Annotated in this window: 14 protein-coding genes, 1 pseudogene and 1 riboswitch (1 of these 16 only partly in view); of the genes and pseudogenes, 1 reads left to right on the top strand and 14 read right to left on the bottom strand. The window is 47.2% G+C overall.

Features of this window, described 5'->3' with window-relative positions:
• The 14 genes and pseudogenes from SPSPH_RS03575 to SPSPH_RS03510 all read right to left on the bottom strand — a co-directional run.
• Window positions 1–842, bottom strand: partial view of a methyl-accepting chemotaxis protein gene (locus SPSPH_RS03575; protein ID WP_075753315.1) — the 5' portion only. Its footprint begins 889 nt before the window's first position; only the first 842 of its 1,731 coding nucleotides appear in the window; it begins with the start codon at window positions 840–842; its stop codon lies beyond the left edge, outside the window.
• Window positions 843–971: 129 nt separating this feature from the next.
• Window positions 972–2,030, bottom strand: coding sequence for a SpoIIE family protein phosphatase (locus tag SPSPH_RS03570; RefSeq protein ID WP_075753313.1), 1,059 nt, complete (start codon window positions 2,028–2,030; stop codon window positions 972–974).
• Between the two features lie 20 nt (window positions 2,031–2,050).
• Window positions 2,051–2,353, bottom strand: a complete 303-nt coding sequence (locus SPSPH_RS03565) for an STAS domain-containing protein (protein ID WP_075753311.1) — start codon at window positions 2,351–2,353, stop codon at window positions 2,051–2,053.
• Complete coding sequence (locus SPSPH_RS03560) at window positions 2,325–2,777, bottom strand: ATP-binding protein (RefSeq protein ID WP_083945378.1); 453 nt, start codon at window positions 2,775–2,777, stop codon at window positions 2,325–2,327. Before SPSPH_RS03560 ends, SPSPH_RS03565 begins: the two co-directional genes overlap by 29 nt.
• A gap of 290 nt (window positions 2,778–3,067) precedes the next feature.
• Window positions 3,068–4,045: a TIM barrel protein gene (locus SPSPH_RS03555; RefSeq protein ID WP_075753307.1), complete on the bottom strand. Its 978-nt coding sequence runs from the start codon at window positions 4,043–4,045 to the stop codon at window positions 3,068–3,070.
• 28 nt (window positions 4,046–4,073) lie between these two features.
• Window positions 4,074–4,607, bottom strand: a complete 534-nt coding sequence (gene cobO / locus SPSPH_RS03550; protein WP_075753305.1) for a cob(I)yrinic acid a,c-diamide adenosyltransferase — start codon at window positions 4,605–4,607, stop codon at window positions 4,074–4,076.
• A gap of 21 nt (window positions 4,608–4,628) precedes the next feature.
• Window positions 4,629–5,801, bottom strand: a pseudogene (locus SPSPH_RS03545) (ABC transporter ATP-binding protein); the annotation flags it as partial.
• Window positions 5,802–5,878: 77 nt separating this feature from the next.
• Window positions 5,879–6,922: a FecCD family ABC transporter permease gene (locus tag SPSPH_RS03540; RefSeq protein WP_075753301.1), complete on the bottom strand. Its 1,044-nt coding sequence runs from the start codon at window positions 6,920–6,922 to the stop codon at window positions 5,879–5,881.
• 76 nt (window positions 6,923–6,998) lie between these two features.
• On the bottom strand, window positions 6,999–8,192 hold the full coding sequence (locus SPSPH_RS03535; RefSeq protein ID WP_198930881.1) for an adenosylcobinamide amidohydrolase: 1,194 nt from the start codon (window positions 8,190–8,192) through the stop codon (window positions 6,999–7,001).
• Window positions 8,193–8,249: 57 nt separating this feature from the next.
• Window positions 8,250–9,623: an MATE family efflux transporter gene (locus SPSPH_RS03530; protein WP_075753299.1), complete on the bottom strand. Its 1,374-nt coding sequence runs from the start codon at window positions 9,621–9,623 to the stop codon at window positions 8,250–8,252.
• A gap of 87 nt (window positions 9,624–9,710) precedes the next feature.
• A complete protein-coding gene (locus SPSPH_RS03525) occupies window positions 9,711–11,693 on the bottom strand; it encodes a TonB-dependent receptor plug domain-containing protein (protein WP_075753297.1) in 1,983 nt (660 codons plus the stop codon).
• Window positions 11,694–11,785: 92 nt separating this feature from the next.
• Complete coding sequence (locus tag SPSPH_RS03520; protein ID WP_075753295.1) at window positions 11,786–12,196, bottom strand: ExbD/TolR family protein; 411 nt, start codon at window positions 12,194–12,196, stop codon at window positions 11,786–11,788.
• Window positions 12,183–12,818, bottom strand: a complete 636-nt coding sequence (locus tag SPSPH_RS03515) for a MotA/TolQ/ExbB proton channel family protein (protein WP_075753293.1) — start codon at window positions 12,816–12,818, stop codon at window positions 12,183–12,185. The genes SPSPH_RS03520 and SPSPH_RS03515 overlap by 14 nt, the downstream gene beginning before the upstream one ends.
• Before the next feature lie 32 nt (window positions 12,819–12,850).
• The gene (locus SPSPH_RS03510) at window positions 12,851–13,846 is read right to left on the bottom strand and encodes an ABC transporter substrate-binding protein (RefSeq protein WP_083945377.1); all 996 of its coding nucleotides are present in this window, start codon (window positions 13,844–13,846) and stop codon (window positions 12,851–12,853) included.
• Window positions 13,847–14,080: 234 nt separating this feature from the next.
• Window positions 14,081–14,261: riboswitch (cobalamin riboswitch) on the bottom strand.
• 134 nt (window positions 14,262–14,395) lie between these two features.
• Between SPSPH_RS03510 and SPSPH_RS03505 the strand changes: the two genes are divergently transcribed.
• Window positions 14,396–16,078 carry an ABC transporter ATP-binding protein/permease gene (locus SPSPH_RS03505; RefSeq protein WP_075755927.1) on the top strand — a complete coding sequence of 561 codons (1,683 nt, stop codon included), beginning with the start codon at window positions 14,396–14,398 and terminating at the stop codon, window positions 16,076–16,078.
• The last annotated feature ends 18 nt before the right edge of the window (window positions 16,079–16,096 follow it).

The following is a 16,096-nucleotide window of genomic DNA, read 5'->3' as shown; positions in this document are numbered from 1 at the left end:
GCTAGTTGATCGGAAGCAGTACGGATATTAGTAATCATTCTGACAAAATTATTATGCATCACCTTCAATGAATCAGCCAGTTCCCCTATTTCGTCAGTTGTTTTGATTTCAGGAATATTACGCAGGTTCCCCTCCGCATATTGTTTGGCAATAGTCGTCAGGGCCAGCATCGGCTTACGGACCATATTGGTTAACACAATGGCAATAGCCATGCCAAGAACTAGCACGATAAGGCTAACTACAAGCGAAACCTGATTGATCCGGTCAACACGCACTTGACTGTCATCAATCAAGGTTTTGGCAACACTTGCGTTATTAACAGCAATGCTGTCGGCCCGGTCGGATATTGATTTGGCCAGCGGCGCAACACGCTTGGCAATGTCAGTCATCCTGCGCTCGTATTCCTGCCCCTGCACAAAGTTTCCCGCCGCCTTGGCAGCATGATAAAGTTTAACCACCGGCAGATATTCGTTGATAACAATATCCCGGTACTGTGTCGTTTCCTCAATCAAGATCTGACACTCTTGCCGTTTTTCCGGCCTGGCCAGTGCCAATAACTCATCTTCTGATTTCAATAGGTTATCGAAACTGCTGATCGTCTGTCCCAAGTAACCGGCATCACCATAAGCAGCATAGGCACGAAGAGTTGCCACAGCGTCTTTATAGTTAATGGCAATAGTATCAGCCAGAGCCATCCGTTCATTGGCCGCACTGATTTGAGTGACATCGGTCTTCATGTTTTGCAAATTGACAAAAGAATTGATTGTCATAACAACCATCAACAACAAAATAACGCCAAAACTGACCGCAAATTTTAATCCCAATTTCATTTTTATATTCAAAATATCCACTCTCCACAAAGCTTCTATATCACTTTTCCAATGGCTAACCAACTGTACAACCCCTGAGCGGGATAAGGGCAGTATCGGCTTCCACCATCGCCCCAAGGCTCGGCGCAAGTTATGTTTTCTTTACCGAATTAATATACCAATGGCGGAAGCATCATCAGCAATCGCTTGACTAACCGCCAGGTTTTTGCACAATTCATGCATACTCCGGAAAGTGTGTGAATGTGCCAGAGGTTGTTGTATCATTTCAAACAAACCGTCAGTCATAAAGAAAAAACTGTCGCCTGACTGAAAGGATAAAAGACTCTGATCGTAAGTTTCATCTTGATTAATACCCAGAAACAGGCCCGGACTCTTTATGACCGCAGGTTCTTCACCACCCAGATAGAAAAATTGATTAATTCCGGCTGAGGAATATGACAGTATTTTGCGGGTAAAATCAAATTCAAATAGCAGCGAAGCCGCAAAGCCACCACTGCTAAAGAAAGGTATAACCTCATTATTGATCCAGGCCAGCTTACCGTTTATCGGAACGCGTTTTTCTACAGCCTGCCGGAAAAGATACCGTAGAATGCCGCTCTGACCGGTTGCTACCAGTCCATGCCCCATAACATCCACAATAAATCCATACAAGACCCGGTTCTCATCATCATATTTGACATCATACAGGTCACCGCTCAAACCTTGTAATGGCTGATAAATAGTACACATATGGAACAATACCGTCTCTAAATCTCCCGGCAGCAGACGCCGTTGAATTTTTCCGGTTATTGCCACCTCTTCACGTATTTTAGCATCAATAGTTACATTTCTGATCAAAGCAGCAACTACATTCCTGCCATGCATCATTAAGTGGCGGGCGCTTATCTCCACTTTAAAGATGGTTCCGTTTTTCCTCACGTGATTTGCCGTAAAAACAAAGCCTTTCTTGGACTGGTTAATCACCATAGCCATTTGGTCTTTAGTGGTTTCAGCAGCATCATGACTGAGGACTGTAATCGACAAGGCCTTCATTTCGCTTTTGTCATACTGGTACAGTTCCAATGCCTTTTGATTCATAAACAGAATATCCCCATCCTGTGCATCAAGCAACAGCACGGCATCGTTGAGCATGTCCAACAAATCAAACCGCTGGCAATATTCACACATATCCTGGCTGAGCAGTGTTTGCGCCACACTCATGGTTCCATCTCCCTATCGGTTTACTGCATGTCAAATACCTTGTCCAGGCGAGTCAATTCAAATAACTCCTTAACAAAGCCGGTTGTGCCGCTAATAACCAGGCTGCCGTTGCATTGCCGTGTCCGCTTATGGATGGAAACCAGGACACCAAGTCCCGAACTGTCAATATAGTCAACCTTATCCATTTTTATTAGAAAATGTTTTTCGCCGCTTTCTACGTGTTTAATGAGCTTTTCTCTCAGGATTTCAGCCCCTTCGACATACATGCTGCCCGACAAATCGACGATCACTTGGTTATTGATAATACTGGTACTGATGCGCATTTGCTAAGCGCCCCCTTCTGACAGCTTTTTCTTTACCCCGAGCCGGCGAAAGCGTTACGTTCTTGATCAAAACTATTTCACTTGGTTGTACGGTAAAATAGTACCGGTCGACACAAACTCCGATGATAGCAAGGCCACGCCCACTTTCACGCAAATCATTTTCTTCAGTTTCCTGCTGCTTTACCGGCTTAAAGCCTCTGCCTTCATCCCGAATAATGACTTTGATTTCATTTGGCGAACTTGTTATTGTCAGATATACCTTTTTGGTTTTATCCTGCTTGTTTCCATGCAAGATAGCATTGTTCACAGCCTCGTTGACCGCAACAAACAGTGGCTCAACCCCGTTATCCAACAGTTGTCCCAATTTTTGCCGCACAGATTCACGTAATCTCGAGAATTCCTCCATTGTCGAAAAACAATACATAATTCTCACCTCGCGCACTACATTTCCGCTGTCAGGATAAAGAAGCCAACGTTACCTTTATCCTGTGCTTAAGAAAGTCATGCTGTTTGTTAGAGAAAAAAAATGGACATGAAACAACAAAAAATTCTTCCGAAGCTCCCTGTCACCGTACTGCTGTAAATATATTACTCTAACCGCAAATATTGCCGAGACTTTCATATCCTGACAATATTAGTATAACTTTGTCAATTGTCGATTGTCAATCGACAATCGACAATGACTGTCACATTGTTGGTTATCTAGAAAAATAATCATATTCCATTATGCATTAGGCCAAGCGCCTGCAACTGCTGACTAAGTTTTCCTTCCCAGTCGGTTAACGATCGGTACATAAATTCATGCACCACGAATTCAGGCTGAACATAATTGATGATATTCTTGACCGCAGGCGTAGTAAAAGGACGGTGTTCATCAATTTTTAATACATGATGCATAACTTCTTCCATATTATACGTTGCCTTGAGCTTGCCGGTATTGCTTTGACTATAGCGAATATATTTTCCTGCCAAGGATTTATGTAAATGTATACCTCTGATATAACGGGCATAACTTCCCAGGTTATCCAGCGTAGTCAGGACATACTCCACCCCTTCAGCCTCGGTTCTTAAATCTGGGTTGGTGTTCATAAGATGACCGGTATCAAGCATTATGCCGACATTACGGTGGGTGACACTATCCAGCAGCATGGCTGTCAGTTCTTTATCCCTAAGCGTTAATCCCGGCCACCATAAATTTTCAAATAACAGGGCGGTATCTGCCGGAATATCCGGTGCCAACGCATTGACCACTTCAATCGTGGCTTCTATTACTTCACGGCAGGCAGCATGAAACTGCCAGCTAAACAACTCGGCAACTCTGGCATTGCTGACATGAAACACCAGGTACTTGACCCCTGCCGCCGTAGCAGTCCGGATATTATCGCGATAGATATCCAGCCATGCTTCGCGGGTTGTCCCCCCATAGCAGGCGGCAATTTCCTCCTGGCTGGCAAACTCCCGGCACAGCGCCTGTTGATCGCCGCGCCAAAAATCCAGCCACCAGGGCCAGAAGCGCAAATGGCAGCCTTGCAGCCATTTGCGCTGGTGGAGTTCGGTATCCCAGGGAGCGCAGAACATCATTTCCAAACCGTCCAGCTTATACTGTGTCAAAAAAGCCTGCAGATACTCAGGGCTGTTGCCAATGAGCGCATTGTCGGTATGATAGTTCGATAAATTCACAAGTTGCAGCATGCCAAGCTCCTCACTTAAGTTTTCCCGATCAAAATTCAATACCCTTTTGCGCTTTTATTCCCTGTTTAAGGGGGTGTTTAATTTCTCTCATTTCTGTTACTAAATCAGCTTTATCAATAATTTCCTGCCGGGCACCACGTCCGGTAAGGACAAGGTGTAAAGAGCCCGTTTTTTTTGCTAATACATCCAGCACTTCGTCTGCCGAAATCAGCCCATAGCCGATGGCATAATTAATTTCATCCAGAATAATCATGTCCCACTTTCCTGACATGATTTCCTGTCTGGCATCTTCCAATGCCGCTTGGGCCGCTTTCTTATGGTCCTCCTTTTCATCGCCACTGCTATTTCCCACAAAGCCCTCGCCCAACTGGCGGATAACAAAATCTGCCCCCATTCTTTCAGCAGCTGTTAATTCGCCATACTTCCAATTCCCTTTGATGAATTGCAGCACAAGCACCCGCAGACCCTGTCCCCAGGCCCGCATGCCCAGCCCCAGGGCTGCCGTTGTTTTGCCTTTGCCATTTCCGGTATTCACAATAATTAATCCTTGGGATTCTGCCAAGCCAACAACACTCCTCTCTCCTTACAATCTGTCTTTAATGATCTGTTCGGTAAACTGGCTGGAACTCAAAACCGTCACCTGCGGCAGACTGAGTAACTTACGATAAAGTTCGCTTGCTTTGCCGCCGGTAAAATCACGGTCTTCGATGACGGTATCTTCAATGACAATAAGTTTCTTAGCGTCAAACGCCACCTCAAGATTAGCCAGATTTTGCTGGCTGTAGTACAGGTTGCATAATACCGTAATGTCTGCTGTCAGGATTTTCTCCCGATTTTCCCTTGCCTGTTCTTCGCTAACCGGACAAAAGGGTTGGCCGATGACAGCCTTAATGCCAAATGCCGCAGCAACCTCTGCATCGGTGTCACCTTGTTGAAAAACACCGCCACTCATAGTATATGCCCGTTCATGCAATAGGCGCATGATATGTCCGGCCGAACCCCCGCCACCGACAATATGAACTGCCGGACGGCCGCCCAAAGTACCGGCAGCCTCATAGGTATGAATATCCAGGTTACCTGTTACTTTATTGATAAAAACAGCCGAATGCAAGCCATATGCCTGTTCCAAATTCGCTGCAGTAATAACATCTTCGGGCGCTCCATCGGCAATGACTGAACCCCGGGCAAGCAAAACCAGCCGGGAACAAAATTTGGCAGCTAATTTGATATCATGAGCAATAATCAGCACGGTTTTTCCTGCTTGGCACACACTCTGGCAGTAGCGAAAAATTTCTTCCTGATACAAAAGATCCAGGCTGGCTGTCGGCTCATCGAGAAAAATCAGCGGTGTCTCCTGCGCCAGTACTTTTGCCAGCAATACGCGCTGACGTTCCCCGCCGGACATCTGCTGCACCGATTTTTCCGCTAACGCCTCAACCCCGGTAAATTCCATATACTTCCTGGCAATTTCGTAATCCTCAGCCTGTTCGTTCTGCCACCATTTCAGATGAGGATAGCGTCCGGCCATTACCACCTCCAGTGCGGTAAAGCCGAAGCCAAGATTTACTTCCTGCTGCATATAAGCAATCATGCGCGCCAACTGTTTGTCGCCCATCGTGCGTACAGGCTGGCCAAAAACCCGGACAGCTCCGGAAGTAATGGCTCCCATGCCGCGCAAGCCCCTGAGTAGCGTGCTTTTGCCTGCGCCATTAGGACCAATAATGCCGACAAATTCGCCTGGTTTAATGGTTAGAGAAATATCCTGTAAAATGACTTTATCACCGATAGTTACACCCACATTAACGGCAGCTAATGCTATCTGAGTGGCCGCATTCATGACAACCCTCCTCCTTTCTGCGCTTTACGCAGCAGATACAAAAAGTAGGGCGCCCCCAGCAGCGCCGTCATAATACCAACCCGAACCTCAGACGGTGGAATCAACAGCCGCCCCGCCGTATCACAGGCCACCAGAAACAAGCCCCCGGCCACTGCACAGGCAGGCAGCAAGGTGCGATGTTCCGGCCCCAGTAACAGGCGCATAATATGCGGCACGATTAAACCCACAAAGCCGATTGTGCCGCTGACACATACCGCAGTGGCAGTTGTCACAGCCGATACAGTGAGCAGCACCATCCGGAGAAACGCAACCGGAACACCTACCGAACGCGCTTCCTGTTCGCCTAAAGTCAGAATGTTAAGATGTCTGGCCAATAAAAACAAAATGAGAATACCGGCAATAACCGGACCGGCGGCAAGATACACATGCTCCCAACGACGGTAATCCAGCCCTCCCACAATCCAGAATAAAAATTCCCGCAACCGGTATTCATTGATAAAAGTCAATATTCCGGAAGTCATAGCTCCCAGCAGCATACTCACGGCAACACCGGCTAACAGCAGCACCATCACCGGGATTTTGCCGTTCCGCATAGCTAATGCAACTGTCAACCCCACTGCCAGCAGCGCACCGGTCAAAGCAAAAAACGGCATATAAAAGATTCCGTTAGCCGTCACCCCCAAAGCAATGGCAATAACAGCCCCTAACGCCGCCCCGCTTGATACCCCGATAATTCCCGGGTCGGCCAGTGAATTGCCAAATACGCCTTGCATAACAGCGCCTGACACCGCCAGTGCCGCTCCTACCAGCAGCCCGACCAAAGTACGCGGCATCCGGATATGCCAGATAACAGAGGTATGCTCCTGTGTAACCTCAATCCCCTCTGTGCCGGGCAGGTGCAATTGCTGGCCAATAACCGACAGTGTGGCATCAAGCGGCACCGCTACCTGCCCCCAGGCTAGCGAAACCATAATTACCACCACCAGCAGCACACCCATCCCGCTGAAAAAAATGGCTTTATTTTTAACCCTACCAGTCATAGTATCCAGTCCTTCTTGTCTTCTGTTACTTGTCCTTGCTGTAATTTCACAAGTCTATTCCTGTATTCCGCGGGGATTAAGATTCCACCTGCAGCCTGTCAGCTAAAATCTTCACTACCAGAGAAGACCATGCATAAATAGCAGGTGTCACTTCGGCTGAATGCATGACCGGCGGCGAAACATGATATTTGCCTGCCGTCAATGCCAGGAGTTCATTTCCTGCCTGGATTAGTTCATCACCGCTTACTAGTTCCCACTGAAATTGATCCAGCAAGTGGATATACAATGACGCACCGGTTACCAGAGGCGATTCTTTGTCCAGTTGCCGCAGTGACGTTAAAAACCGCTCTTTGTCAATCAAGCCAATATCCTGTACATATTGTTGATACAATGTTTCCTCGATAACACCGTAGCGATTCATGCGCCGCAGCACACTGTGCTGTTTTTGCGGCGATAAACCTGTCTGCTTTAGCAGCGCTTCCTTGACCGTTTGTTTGACGGTACGGCCGATCAATTCGCCTAGTTTGGAATGCTTGCCCGCATCTTCCAGATAGAGTGAAGAACTTGGATTGGCAATGATCATCGTCTGATCTGTCCCTGAACCGGTTGCCAGCCCGCTGGAAAACTTGCTGCCGGCCATCAGCTCCTGCAAAGCAGCAGTTTTGGCTTCGGTGCAGGTCACCAATGCCCTGGCCATTATCGCCGGCGGAATATCGGCATCAATCACCAGTATAATGTTAATGGTCCCCGGCTTATACAAAGCTCTCTTTTTCCCAGTCAGAAAATAATCTGCCTGATCACCGGCCCGTCCGCCATTTCCCTCCACACCGCCGGTGGCAATAGCAGTCACCGTAAGCGTCTGGTAGCTTGCCGAATTTATGGCGGTATTTTCCATGGATGCCGCTGTTCCCATACCGGTTACCCGTTTGGGATTAAGCTGCAAGTTTTTCGCCACATGCTTCAAATAATCCAGGTAATTATCAGCCGTTACGCCAACAGCCTGTTTCATATCATGGTTAAATACTGCAGAGAGATTATCCTGGTAGCCGCCATTGAACTTGGATGTACTTAGCACCGCCTTAGGGCTGTTAAAGGCAACTATCACACTGGTATCCTGCCGGTAAACAGTATCACCGGTAGATAGTATGTACAAATCGCTCCGCTCATTCGCCATACACTGAGCTGTACTGTAGTAGAAAATAACAGACAGTAGCAACACTAGGCGCAAAGACAGTTTTTTCATGGTTTCAGATTTCGCCTGCCAATACAATGTATTTCCACCTCTCCTCTATAAAGCTGCGCCTGGTGCCGCACCACCAAGCAAACGTTAGGTTTGCTCAATGACTTTGATACTTTTCCATTTCCCATTTACAAACCGGGTGGCCATCAACAACAGCATTGTAGCGCTATAGACAACCAAAAGCAGCCATAACCAGCTCAAAGGCAAGGGATACCAGACACAAAACACATAGGGCATAATCACATAAAAGAATAAAGGGACCACCGTATAAACCAGCATCATAAAACGCGTATCCCCTGTAGATTTTAATACGCTGCCTACCATTAAATGAATGGTATCAAACACCAGCCACAACGAGGTAAGCTGTAACAAGGGAGTAGCTATAGAAACCAAGTGATGCTGATCCGCATCGGTATCCGAATGAAAAATAGAAATCAACTGCTCCGGAAAGAAATTGCATGAAATTAGGATTAGAACATTAAAACTAAGCCCCAAGACCAACCCTTTTTTTAAAATCTCCGGGATATTGCCTAGCCTGCCAGCCCCTTTCTCCTGACCTGCAAGAATGCCCACCGCCGTTGTCATACCAATTACCGGTAAAATAAAAACGGCTTCCATGGCAAAAGCGGCATTCACCGCAGCCAGATTCATTGCACCCATTGAGCCAATTATCAGGAGAAAGATACTAAAGTATCCCATTTCCGCAAAAGACTGAATCCCGGCAAATAAGCCAAAGCGCAGCAGGCTGCAGAGCAAAGACTTGTTTGGCCGATAATGCTGCCAAGGCTGATATTGGCGCATTACAGCTTTATGTAAAAACAGCACATAACAAAACAGCCCTACCAGGCAACTGATAATAGCTGCCAACCCTGACCCCATCATTCCCAATTCCGGCAGACCGAACTTACCAAACACGAGCCCCCCGGCCAAAATGACATTGATTATATTCATAAGCACGGCTACCTGCATAGTCGTTTTCGTATCACCAATGCCGCAATAAAAACCAAAAAATGCGATAGAGAACATTTGGATGCACTCAGCTATGATAATAAGATAAAAATATTCTACTTCATATGCTAACAAACTTCCGGTATGTCCCATCAATTGAAAAACAGAGGCAACTATAGGCGAAATACCCAACAGAAGCAAAGCAAAAAGAATGCTCAAATAGATTCCCTGCCACATGGCCGCAGCACATTGAGGGTAGCGCCCTGCACCATAGTATTGTGCAGACAAAGTGGAAACATAGCCGACAATTCCCGTAAAAATGCTGGCAAGACCAATAGCCGTAAAACTAGCTGGCAGCATAGCGGCAAATTGGGTGAGATCATACCAGGATACATACAGCCGATCAACAAACACCAAAGCATTAAAGGAAAGCATGGAAAGGACAACAGGATATGTAATTTTTATAATCTGCCGAAAAGAAGTGTTACTTTCCTCTGAATATACCTTGTCCATGCTACCTTCTCCTCATCACTGGCAAGAAAATCAGATCGAAAGCATTGTAAATTTAGGTGACTGCACTTGCTCTTGTAGCATTATATTTTAGAAAGAATATTTGACTCCCATTACGAAATGGCGGGAGGTCATAGGGTAATTGCCCCGGTTGCTGCTGCCGCTGGAAGTAAGTTCATAGGCTTTATCACCCAAATTATAGACATTGAAGTAAACACTGGCATCAGGCGTCATCTTATAATTGGCAGCCAGGTTCCACACCCAGTAGTTGCTGTCAACAAAGTAATCCCGGTCAAGGCCACTCGCACTTTGCCCATTGACGTTCACATCCCACTTGGCATCTGTATAACCTACTTTTACCCGATAGCCGTTAGGCTGACTGTTTTTGGGGTCGACAAGGTAGCCGGCATTGTCTCTATTTTCTTTAATATTCACATAGGAATAGCCCAGTTCCGTATAGTAGCGGTCCGATAACTTGTGCTTAAGATCAAGTTCAAAGCCGCGTTTTTTTTGTTTGGCAATGTTGCATACCTGTGAATTCATAAAATCGTCATAATCCCAATCAATAGCATTGGTCAGCTCGCTGGTAAAGTAGTTAGCTGTCACCGATGTCTTTTCATTAAGTTTCTTATTCACCCCGGCACTGATTACATGGCCCTTTTCGGGTTTGAGATTAGGATCTCCTTTTGCAGTTGAACCATAAAACGGATAGTAAAGATCATAATACAGATCATCCAATGTTGGTGCCTTGAACACCCTGTTGTACGAGAAGTAAATATCGGTGGTGCTGTCGGCGCTGTAATTCACATTCACTTTGGGGGTCGTTTGGCCGCCAAACTTACTGTGATGATCATAGCGTATGCCTGGAGTCATTGTCCATTTGTCGTTTAACGCAAAGATATCCTGCAAATAAATTGCCGTGTTTGTAACCGATTTATTGCTATAGTTTCCAGCCTCTTGATATTCGTCCTGAAATCTATTTTCCAGGACTTCGCCCCTTTCCCAGTCAACGCCGGCAACCAATTTTTGTTTGTCATCAAGTTGCCAGCCTGTCTGGTAGGCAAACCCTTGCACCCTGCTCTTATAAGTACCGTAAAAACCCTGATTGGCATAGTTGGCATATATCCGGGCAAACCCCGGCACAGCTTTTTGTTTATTGAAATCATAGGTCAGTGCCCAATTGTTTGATAGACTTGTTAATTGATCGAAAGGTCCATCAGGCTTTAAAACCGAAATCGGCCGTCCGCCCTCATCATTCCAATGTTCAAAATTAAAAGTAAGAGAACGGTTGTCGTCAATGGTTTTATCCAGCCGCATAGTAAACCCTTCTCCCTCGTACCGGGAATTAGGCCAACGCCGGTTGTCCCCTTTGCTGCTGCCTGCTGTTAACGCAGGATTGAGCACATTGTATTCCGCATAATCCTGTTCTTTTTTATTGGCAGTAATATACCAGCTAAACCCATTTTCACTGCCCTGAGTACTCAACCCGTAATTGCGTATACCCCAGGAACCGGCGGAAAAGTCCACCGTGGTCTTGGCCTCGGTGCCTTTGCGGGTAATAATATTAATCACCCCGCCGACAGCGTCGGAACCGTATAACGCAGACGCGCCGCCTTTAACAATCTCAATGCGTTCAATATTATCCAGCGAAACAATCGAGTTGAGCTCAATGCTGGCCCGGCCACCACTTGCTGTGCCCTGCGGTCGGCTGAGCCTGCGCCCGTCAATCATCACCAGCACCCGGTCATCGCCGTTTAGATAAACAGTCTGACCGGCACCGGCAAAGCCTTTGGTCGTAACAGCAACGCCGTTAATATCTCTTAACACATCCCCCAAATTGGCATAAGGCCCATTTTCAATCTGCTCCTGAGAAACAACCGTGACATTGGCTGCCGTCTTTGCCGCCTCTGTCGGTACCCGGTTAGCGGTTATCACCATTGCATCAAGTGAAAATGTTTCCTGGTTGTCTGTCTCTTCTGCCAGCACAGCAGCCGGCATTTGCAATAACAACGCACTGGTTACCATCGCACACAGCCAGCTCTTGCTTGTACCGGTGCCACTTTTTCTTGTCATCCTTCTTCTCTCCTTCGTATTACGCTTTCAATTTAAATACATGGTAATTTGGCCGTAATTAACTGCCAGCCTCCTACCTGCCACCCAAATTATTACTTCTCCTTCCTTTCAGTAGCAATAGCCACCCGGTGCGCCCCGGCCAGCTTTAATTCATCAAGAACGGCTACCACCTTGCCATATTCGGCTGTTTTATCCGAACGCAGGATAAAAACCAGGTCGCCCTGCTTAGCCATCTCCAGCTTTACCCGCTTTTGCAGCAGTTCCAGCGGTATCTCTTCCTGCTCGAACATAATCCGGCCTTCTTTGGTAACGGCAATAGCCACACTGTGCGGCTTGTCACTCTGGGCCGAAGCGGCTTGCGGCAAGTTAACAGGTATTGTCTGCTGGTCAACCATATAGAGAGTGCTCATGATAAAAAATACCAGTAAAAAGAAAATGATATCAATCATGGGAATAATCATCAGCTTAGGCTGACGCTCTGAACGCAAATTACGCAATTTCATGACGCTTCTCCTGTTTGATATGCCCCATCACCAGCAGGCAGGTCTGCTCAATAGTCGTAAGCAGGTGATCTAACCGGTGATTAAAATAACTGTATACAATCATGGCCAGGGTGGCCACACACAAGCCGGAAGCCGTGGCAATGAGCGCTTCCCCGACACCGCCGGTAATGGCCTGAGGCTGACCGGCTTTGATATTCATGACACTAAAGGAGTCAATCATACCGATAACTGTGCCTAAGAGACCAAGCAGCGGCGCAATGGTTACAATAGTGTCCAAATGGTTTAAATATGCCCGGAGGCCGGCAACAGCTAAAGAAGCTTCTCCCTCCAGCACGCTTTCGATATTCGCGCAGCCCCGCTGCACATGGGCAATACCCTTGGCGGCAACCATAGCGGCAATCCCCTGGGTCTGCCGGCATAATTCATGAGCTGCCGCCCAGTCATCCCGCTCCAGTAAAGCGGTAAGCCGTCCGGTAAACTCGTGCATATCGGTGTCCATTTTTCTATAATACATGAACCGTTCCACCCCAATGGCGGCCACCAGTACGGAACAGGCCAGAATCAGATACATGACCGGGCCGCCCTGATGAAATATCTGAAAGCACTTGGCAATAAAACTCATTCTTCTCCCCCCGTTTGTATCTATCAATAACCTTAAAAAAGCTGAGGATAGGCGGCCCGGGCTACAGCCTGCACGCCGTAAACAATGTACTGTGAGGTGGAAGTCAGGTGTCTGTCAGGCACAACAATCATTTTTTTGTTTTGAATGGCTTTCACGATCTGCAAAGCCGGATCATTTTGCACATCCTCAGCAAACTTCTGAATGTCTGTTTTGCCGGTATAATCCCAGACCGGCAGCAGAATGATATCCGGATTAATACGGACAAGCTGTTCTTTGGACAATAGGTCATCATTGTTTAAACCGGCGGCTGCCACACCTTCAATTGCCCCCGCCTGGCGGCAAATATCTTCAAAAGTACTCCCTTTACCGCCACTATCGCCCATCAGGGAAAACCGGATAACTACCGGGCGCTTGTCGGCTGGAATCGTGCTGGTTTTTTCGTTAATTTGCGCCAACTGCGTTTCCATCTCAGCCACCAGCCGTTCACCGGCCTGTTCTTCACCGACAACCCGGGCAAGCGCGATAATAGATTGCTTAACCTCGTCAACGTTGGCGGCGGTTTTATAAACATAGACAGGAATACCTGTCTCCCTGAGTGTTTGGCTCAGCACCGGCGGCAGCCAATCCGGCATAAGCACAAGATCCGGCTGAAGCGCAATAATACTTTCGGCATGAATACGTATTCTCTTGGGAACAACTTTGGCCTCTTCCACAACATTGGAAACTCCGGCATCATCCACAAGATGCGTCAGGGCCGCAATACGCTCCGGGGTTACCAGTGCCAAAAGAATTTCGTCGGTACTGACGGAAAGCGGCACAATCTTTTGCGGTTTTTGCGGAAGCTGTAGTACATAGCCGGTACTATCCACTATTTCATAGCCGCCGGAACCGGCTATATTTCCATTGCCGCCTTGCGGCGAACCTGTATTATTTTTTCCCGTACAACCACCTGTAAAGAAGAGCAGCACTACTAAAACCACGAGCATACTCAGGCGACATGACGGTTTAGCCAGGGTTGCCAACATCATCGTTTCATCTCCTGTAGGTTGTCTCTTAAGTAAACATTATGCAGCAGCATTGCGGCCAAACAGAGCAAAAACAGCTGCAAACAGAAAAACTCCCGACCGTATAAAAAGTCGGGAGTAACAAACAGTAGGTTACTAGTTAGAATAAAAAACTTCTGGCGATAAAACCAGAAGTGAATTCAGCTACGCCGCAAAACGCCTACTGTAATCCCCTCCCCAAACCCTCGTGGGTAACAAACGGTGATTGTCAGACAGGCAGTTCTCCTGACTCCGGATCATAGCTCGCTTAAACCTTCCCAGAAACTCATCCCAGTGGCATATCTTAAGCTTACTCCCCGTTACAGTGGCGGGACCGCGCCGGCTTTTCACCGGTCTTCCCTATTAAGCCCAGTTGGGCACCTACCTCAAATATTCTGTTTATTGTTTCCAGTATATACTTCAGTCCAAATAGTGTCAAGTTGTTCTTATTTTGTATATCTCTGCTCAAGATGGCATATACATGCCATATCTGACTTCCATCTTCACGCGAGAGGAGCAGGTCACTTGGTAAGAATGGCACTGTCCTATTGGTTGTCGAAAGCTGCTCCCAAAGCCTGGATATTAACCCTGCTTCTCATCCTTTGCACCGGTTTGCTGGTACTGCTCCATATGCAGCTTAATAATTGGCAGGTAGGCTTCTACAATCACCTGCAGCAGCATAACCTCGCCGGTTTTTATCATTCCTTAGTTCAATTTGCTCTGATTTGTTCCATTCTCGTCGCAGCCTCAGGCTGGCAGACACATGTCAAAATGCTGCTGCAGCTGCGGTGGCGCCAGTGGTTAACGAATAAATATATCACACTGTGGCTGCACAAACAGAACTATTTTCATATGAAATTTCTTGTCAAGGCTATCGATAATCCGGACCAGCGTATCGGCGAGGACATTCAGCTGTTTGTTACCCATTCACTGGACTTGGCCGTGGGGCTGCTGCGTCATTTGATAACGCTTATCGTATTTTCAGTTGTCCTTTGGCGGTTATCAGGGGAAATCCGGGTCTCCTTATTGACAACCGAAGTTATAATTCCCGGCTACCTGGTCTGGTCCGCCCTCCTGTATTCCGCTTTCGGCACCTGGGTAACCATAAAGATAGGGCGTCCTCTTATGCTGCAAAATAACCTTCAGCAAAGCAATGAAGCCAACTTCCGCTACAGCTTAATCAGGCTGAAGGAATATGCCGAAGGTGTTGTATTATGCAAAGGAGATACCTGGGAAAAGCACAACTTATTAAAATGGTTTTCAAATATTGTAATTACCCAGCTTGCAATAATTAAAACCACCAGGGACATTACCTGGATATCCTCAGCCTATACACAGTTGTCTACCGTATTTGCCTTTTTGATCGCGTCTCCCAAATATTTCAATGACGAGCTGCAGCTTGGACAATTATTCGAAATATCGGGGGCTTATTGGTATGTTCATTCCGCGCTCGCCTATATTATTGAAAGCTTTGGGAAAATCGCTCAATGGCAGGCTGTAACTAACCGTCTGCGGGAGTTTTGCACCCAGCTCCGGCTTATCCAGTCACAGCACCTGGCATCAAACACTTTCTTTTACAATCCGGATACACTCATAACCAAAGAACTTTCCGTATTTTCTCCTGCCGGCCATATCCTGGTGAACAAGCTTACCTTAGCGCTCCCTAGCGGTGAAAGCCTGCTGATTACCGGTCCTTCGGGCTGTGGCAAAACCACATTATTACAAACATTAGCCGGAGTCTGGCCCTATTTCTCCGGGCAAATGTCCTGCCCGCCGGATAGCAGTGTCCTGTTTCTGCCGCAAAAACCTTATATCCCGATTGGCTCACTGCGCGCGGCGGTACTATACCCGTACAAACACGTCAGCGTAACGGACAATAAGGTGGAAGAGGCACTGCATATATGCAAATTAGCCGCGCTGCTCCCACGCCTGGATATCGAAACAGACTGGTCAAAAAACCTTTCACCGGGTGAACTCCAACGACTTTCCCTGGCCCGGGCCATCTTGCACCGGCCAAAGTGGATCTTCCTCGATGAGACAACCGCTTGTATTGACGCTGCCATGGAAGCAGAAATATACCAGATACTTAAAGAGAAGCTACCTGATGCCGCAGTAATCAGTATTGGCCACCGGGATACGCTAACGTCATACCACCGCAAGATATTAAAATTAAACGGCACCGGCGGCTGGAGCTATTCTGAACAACCGCAGCAGTAGAAAGTCAGCAGCCCGGCA

It is taken from the genome of Sporomusa sphaeroides DSM 2875, assembly GCF_001941975.2.
In the GTDB taxonomy this organism is placed as follows: domain Bacteria; phylum Bacillota; class Negativicutes; order Sporomusales; family Sporomusaceae; genus Sporomusa; species Sporomusa sphaeroides.
Note: the sequence above shows the minus strand (reverse complement) of the source record. Positions and strands in the feature narration are given on the sequence as shown.

Coding starts and splice junctions, on each gene's coding strand:
- SPSPH_RS03530 (WP_075753299.1), bottom strand. CDS start 9,623: ATGGACAAGGTATATTCAGAGGAAAGTAACACTTCTTTTCGGCAGATT.
- SPSPH_RS03505 (WP_075755927.1), top strand. CDS start 14,396: ATGGCACTGTCCTATTGGTTGTCGAAAGCTGCTCCCAAAGCCTGGATA.
- SPSPH_RS03510 (WP_083945377.1), bottom strand. CDS start 13,846: ATGATGTTGGCAACCCTGGCTAAACCGTCATGTCGCCTGAGTATGCTC.
- SPSPH_RS03565 (WP_075753311.1), bottom strand. CDS start 2,353: ATGCGCATCAGTACCAGTATTATCAATAACCAAGTGATCGTCGATTTG.
- SPSPH_RS03555 (WP_075753307.1), bottom strand. CDS start 4,045: ATGCTGCAACTTGTGAATTTATCGAACTATCATACCGACAATGCGCTC.
- SPSPH_RS03520 (WP_075753295.1), bottom strand. CDS start 12,196: ATGAAATTGCGTAATTTGCGTTCAGAGCGTCAGCCTAAGCTGATGATT.
- SPSPH_RS03560 (WP_083945378.1), bottom strand. CDS start 2,777: ATGTATTGTTTTTCGACAATGGAGGAATTCTCGAGATTACGTGAATCT.
- SPSPH_RS03525 (WP_075753297.1), bottom strand. CDS start 11,693: ATGACAAGAAAAAGTGGCACCGGTACAAGCAAGAGCTGGCTGTGTGCG.
- SPSPH_RS03515 (WP_075753293.1), bottom strand. CDS start 12,818: ATGAGTTTTATTGCCAAGTGCTTTCAGATATTTCATCAGGGCGGCCCG.
- SPSPH_RS03540 (WP_075753301.1), bottom strand. CDS start 6,922: ATGACTGGTAGGGTTAAAAATAAAGCCATTTTTTTCAGCGGGATGGGT.
- SPSPH_RS03570 (WP_075753313.1), bottom strand. CDS start 2,030: ATGAGTGTGGCGCAAACACTGCTCAGCCAGGATATGTGTGAATATTGC.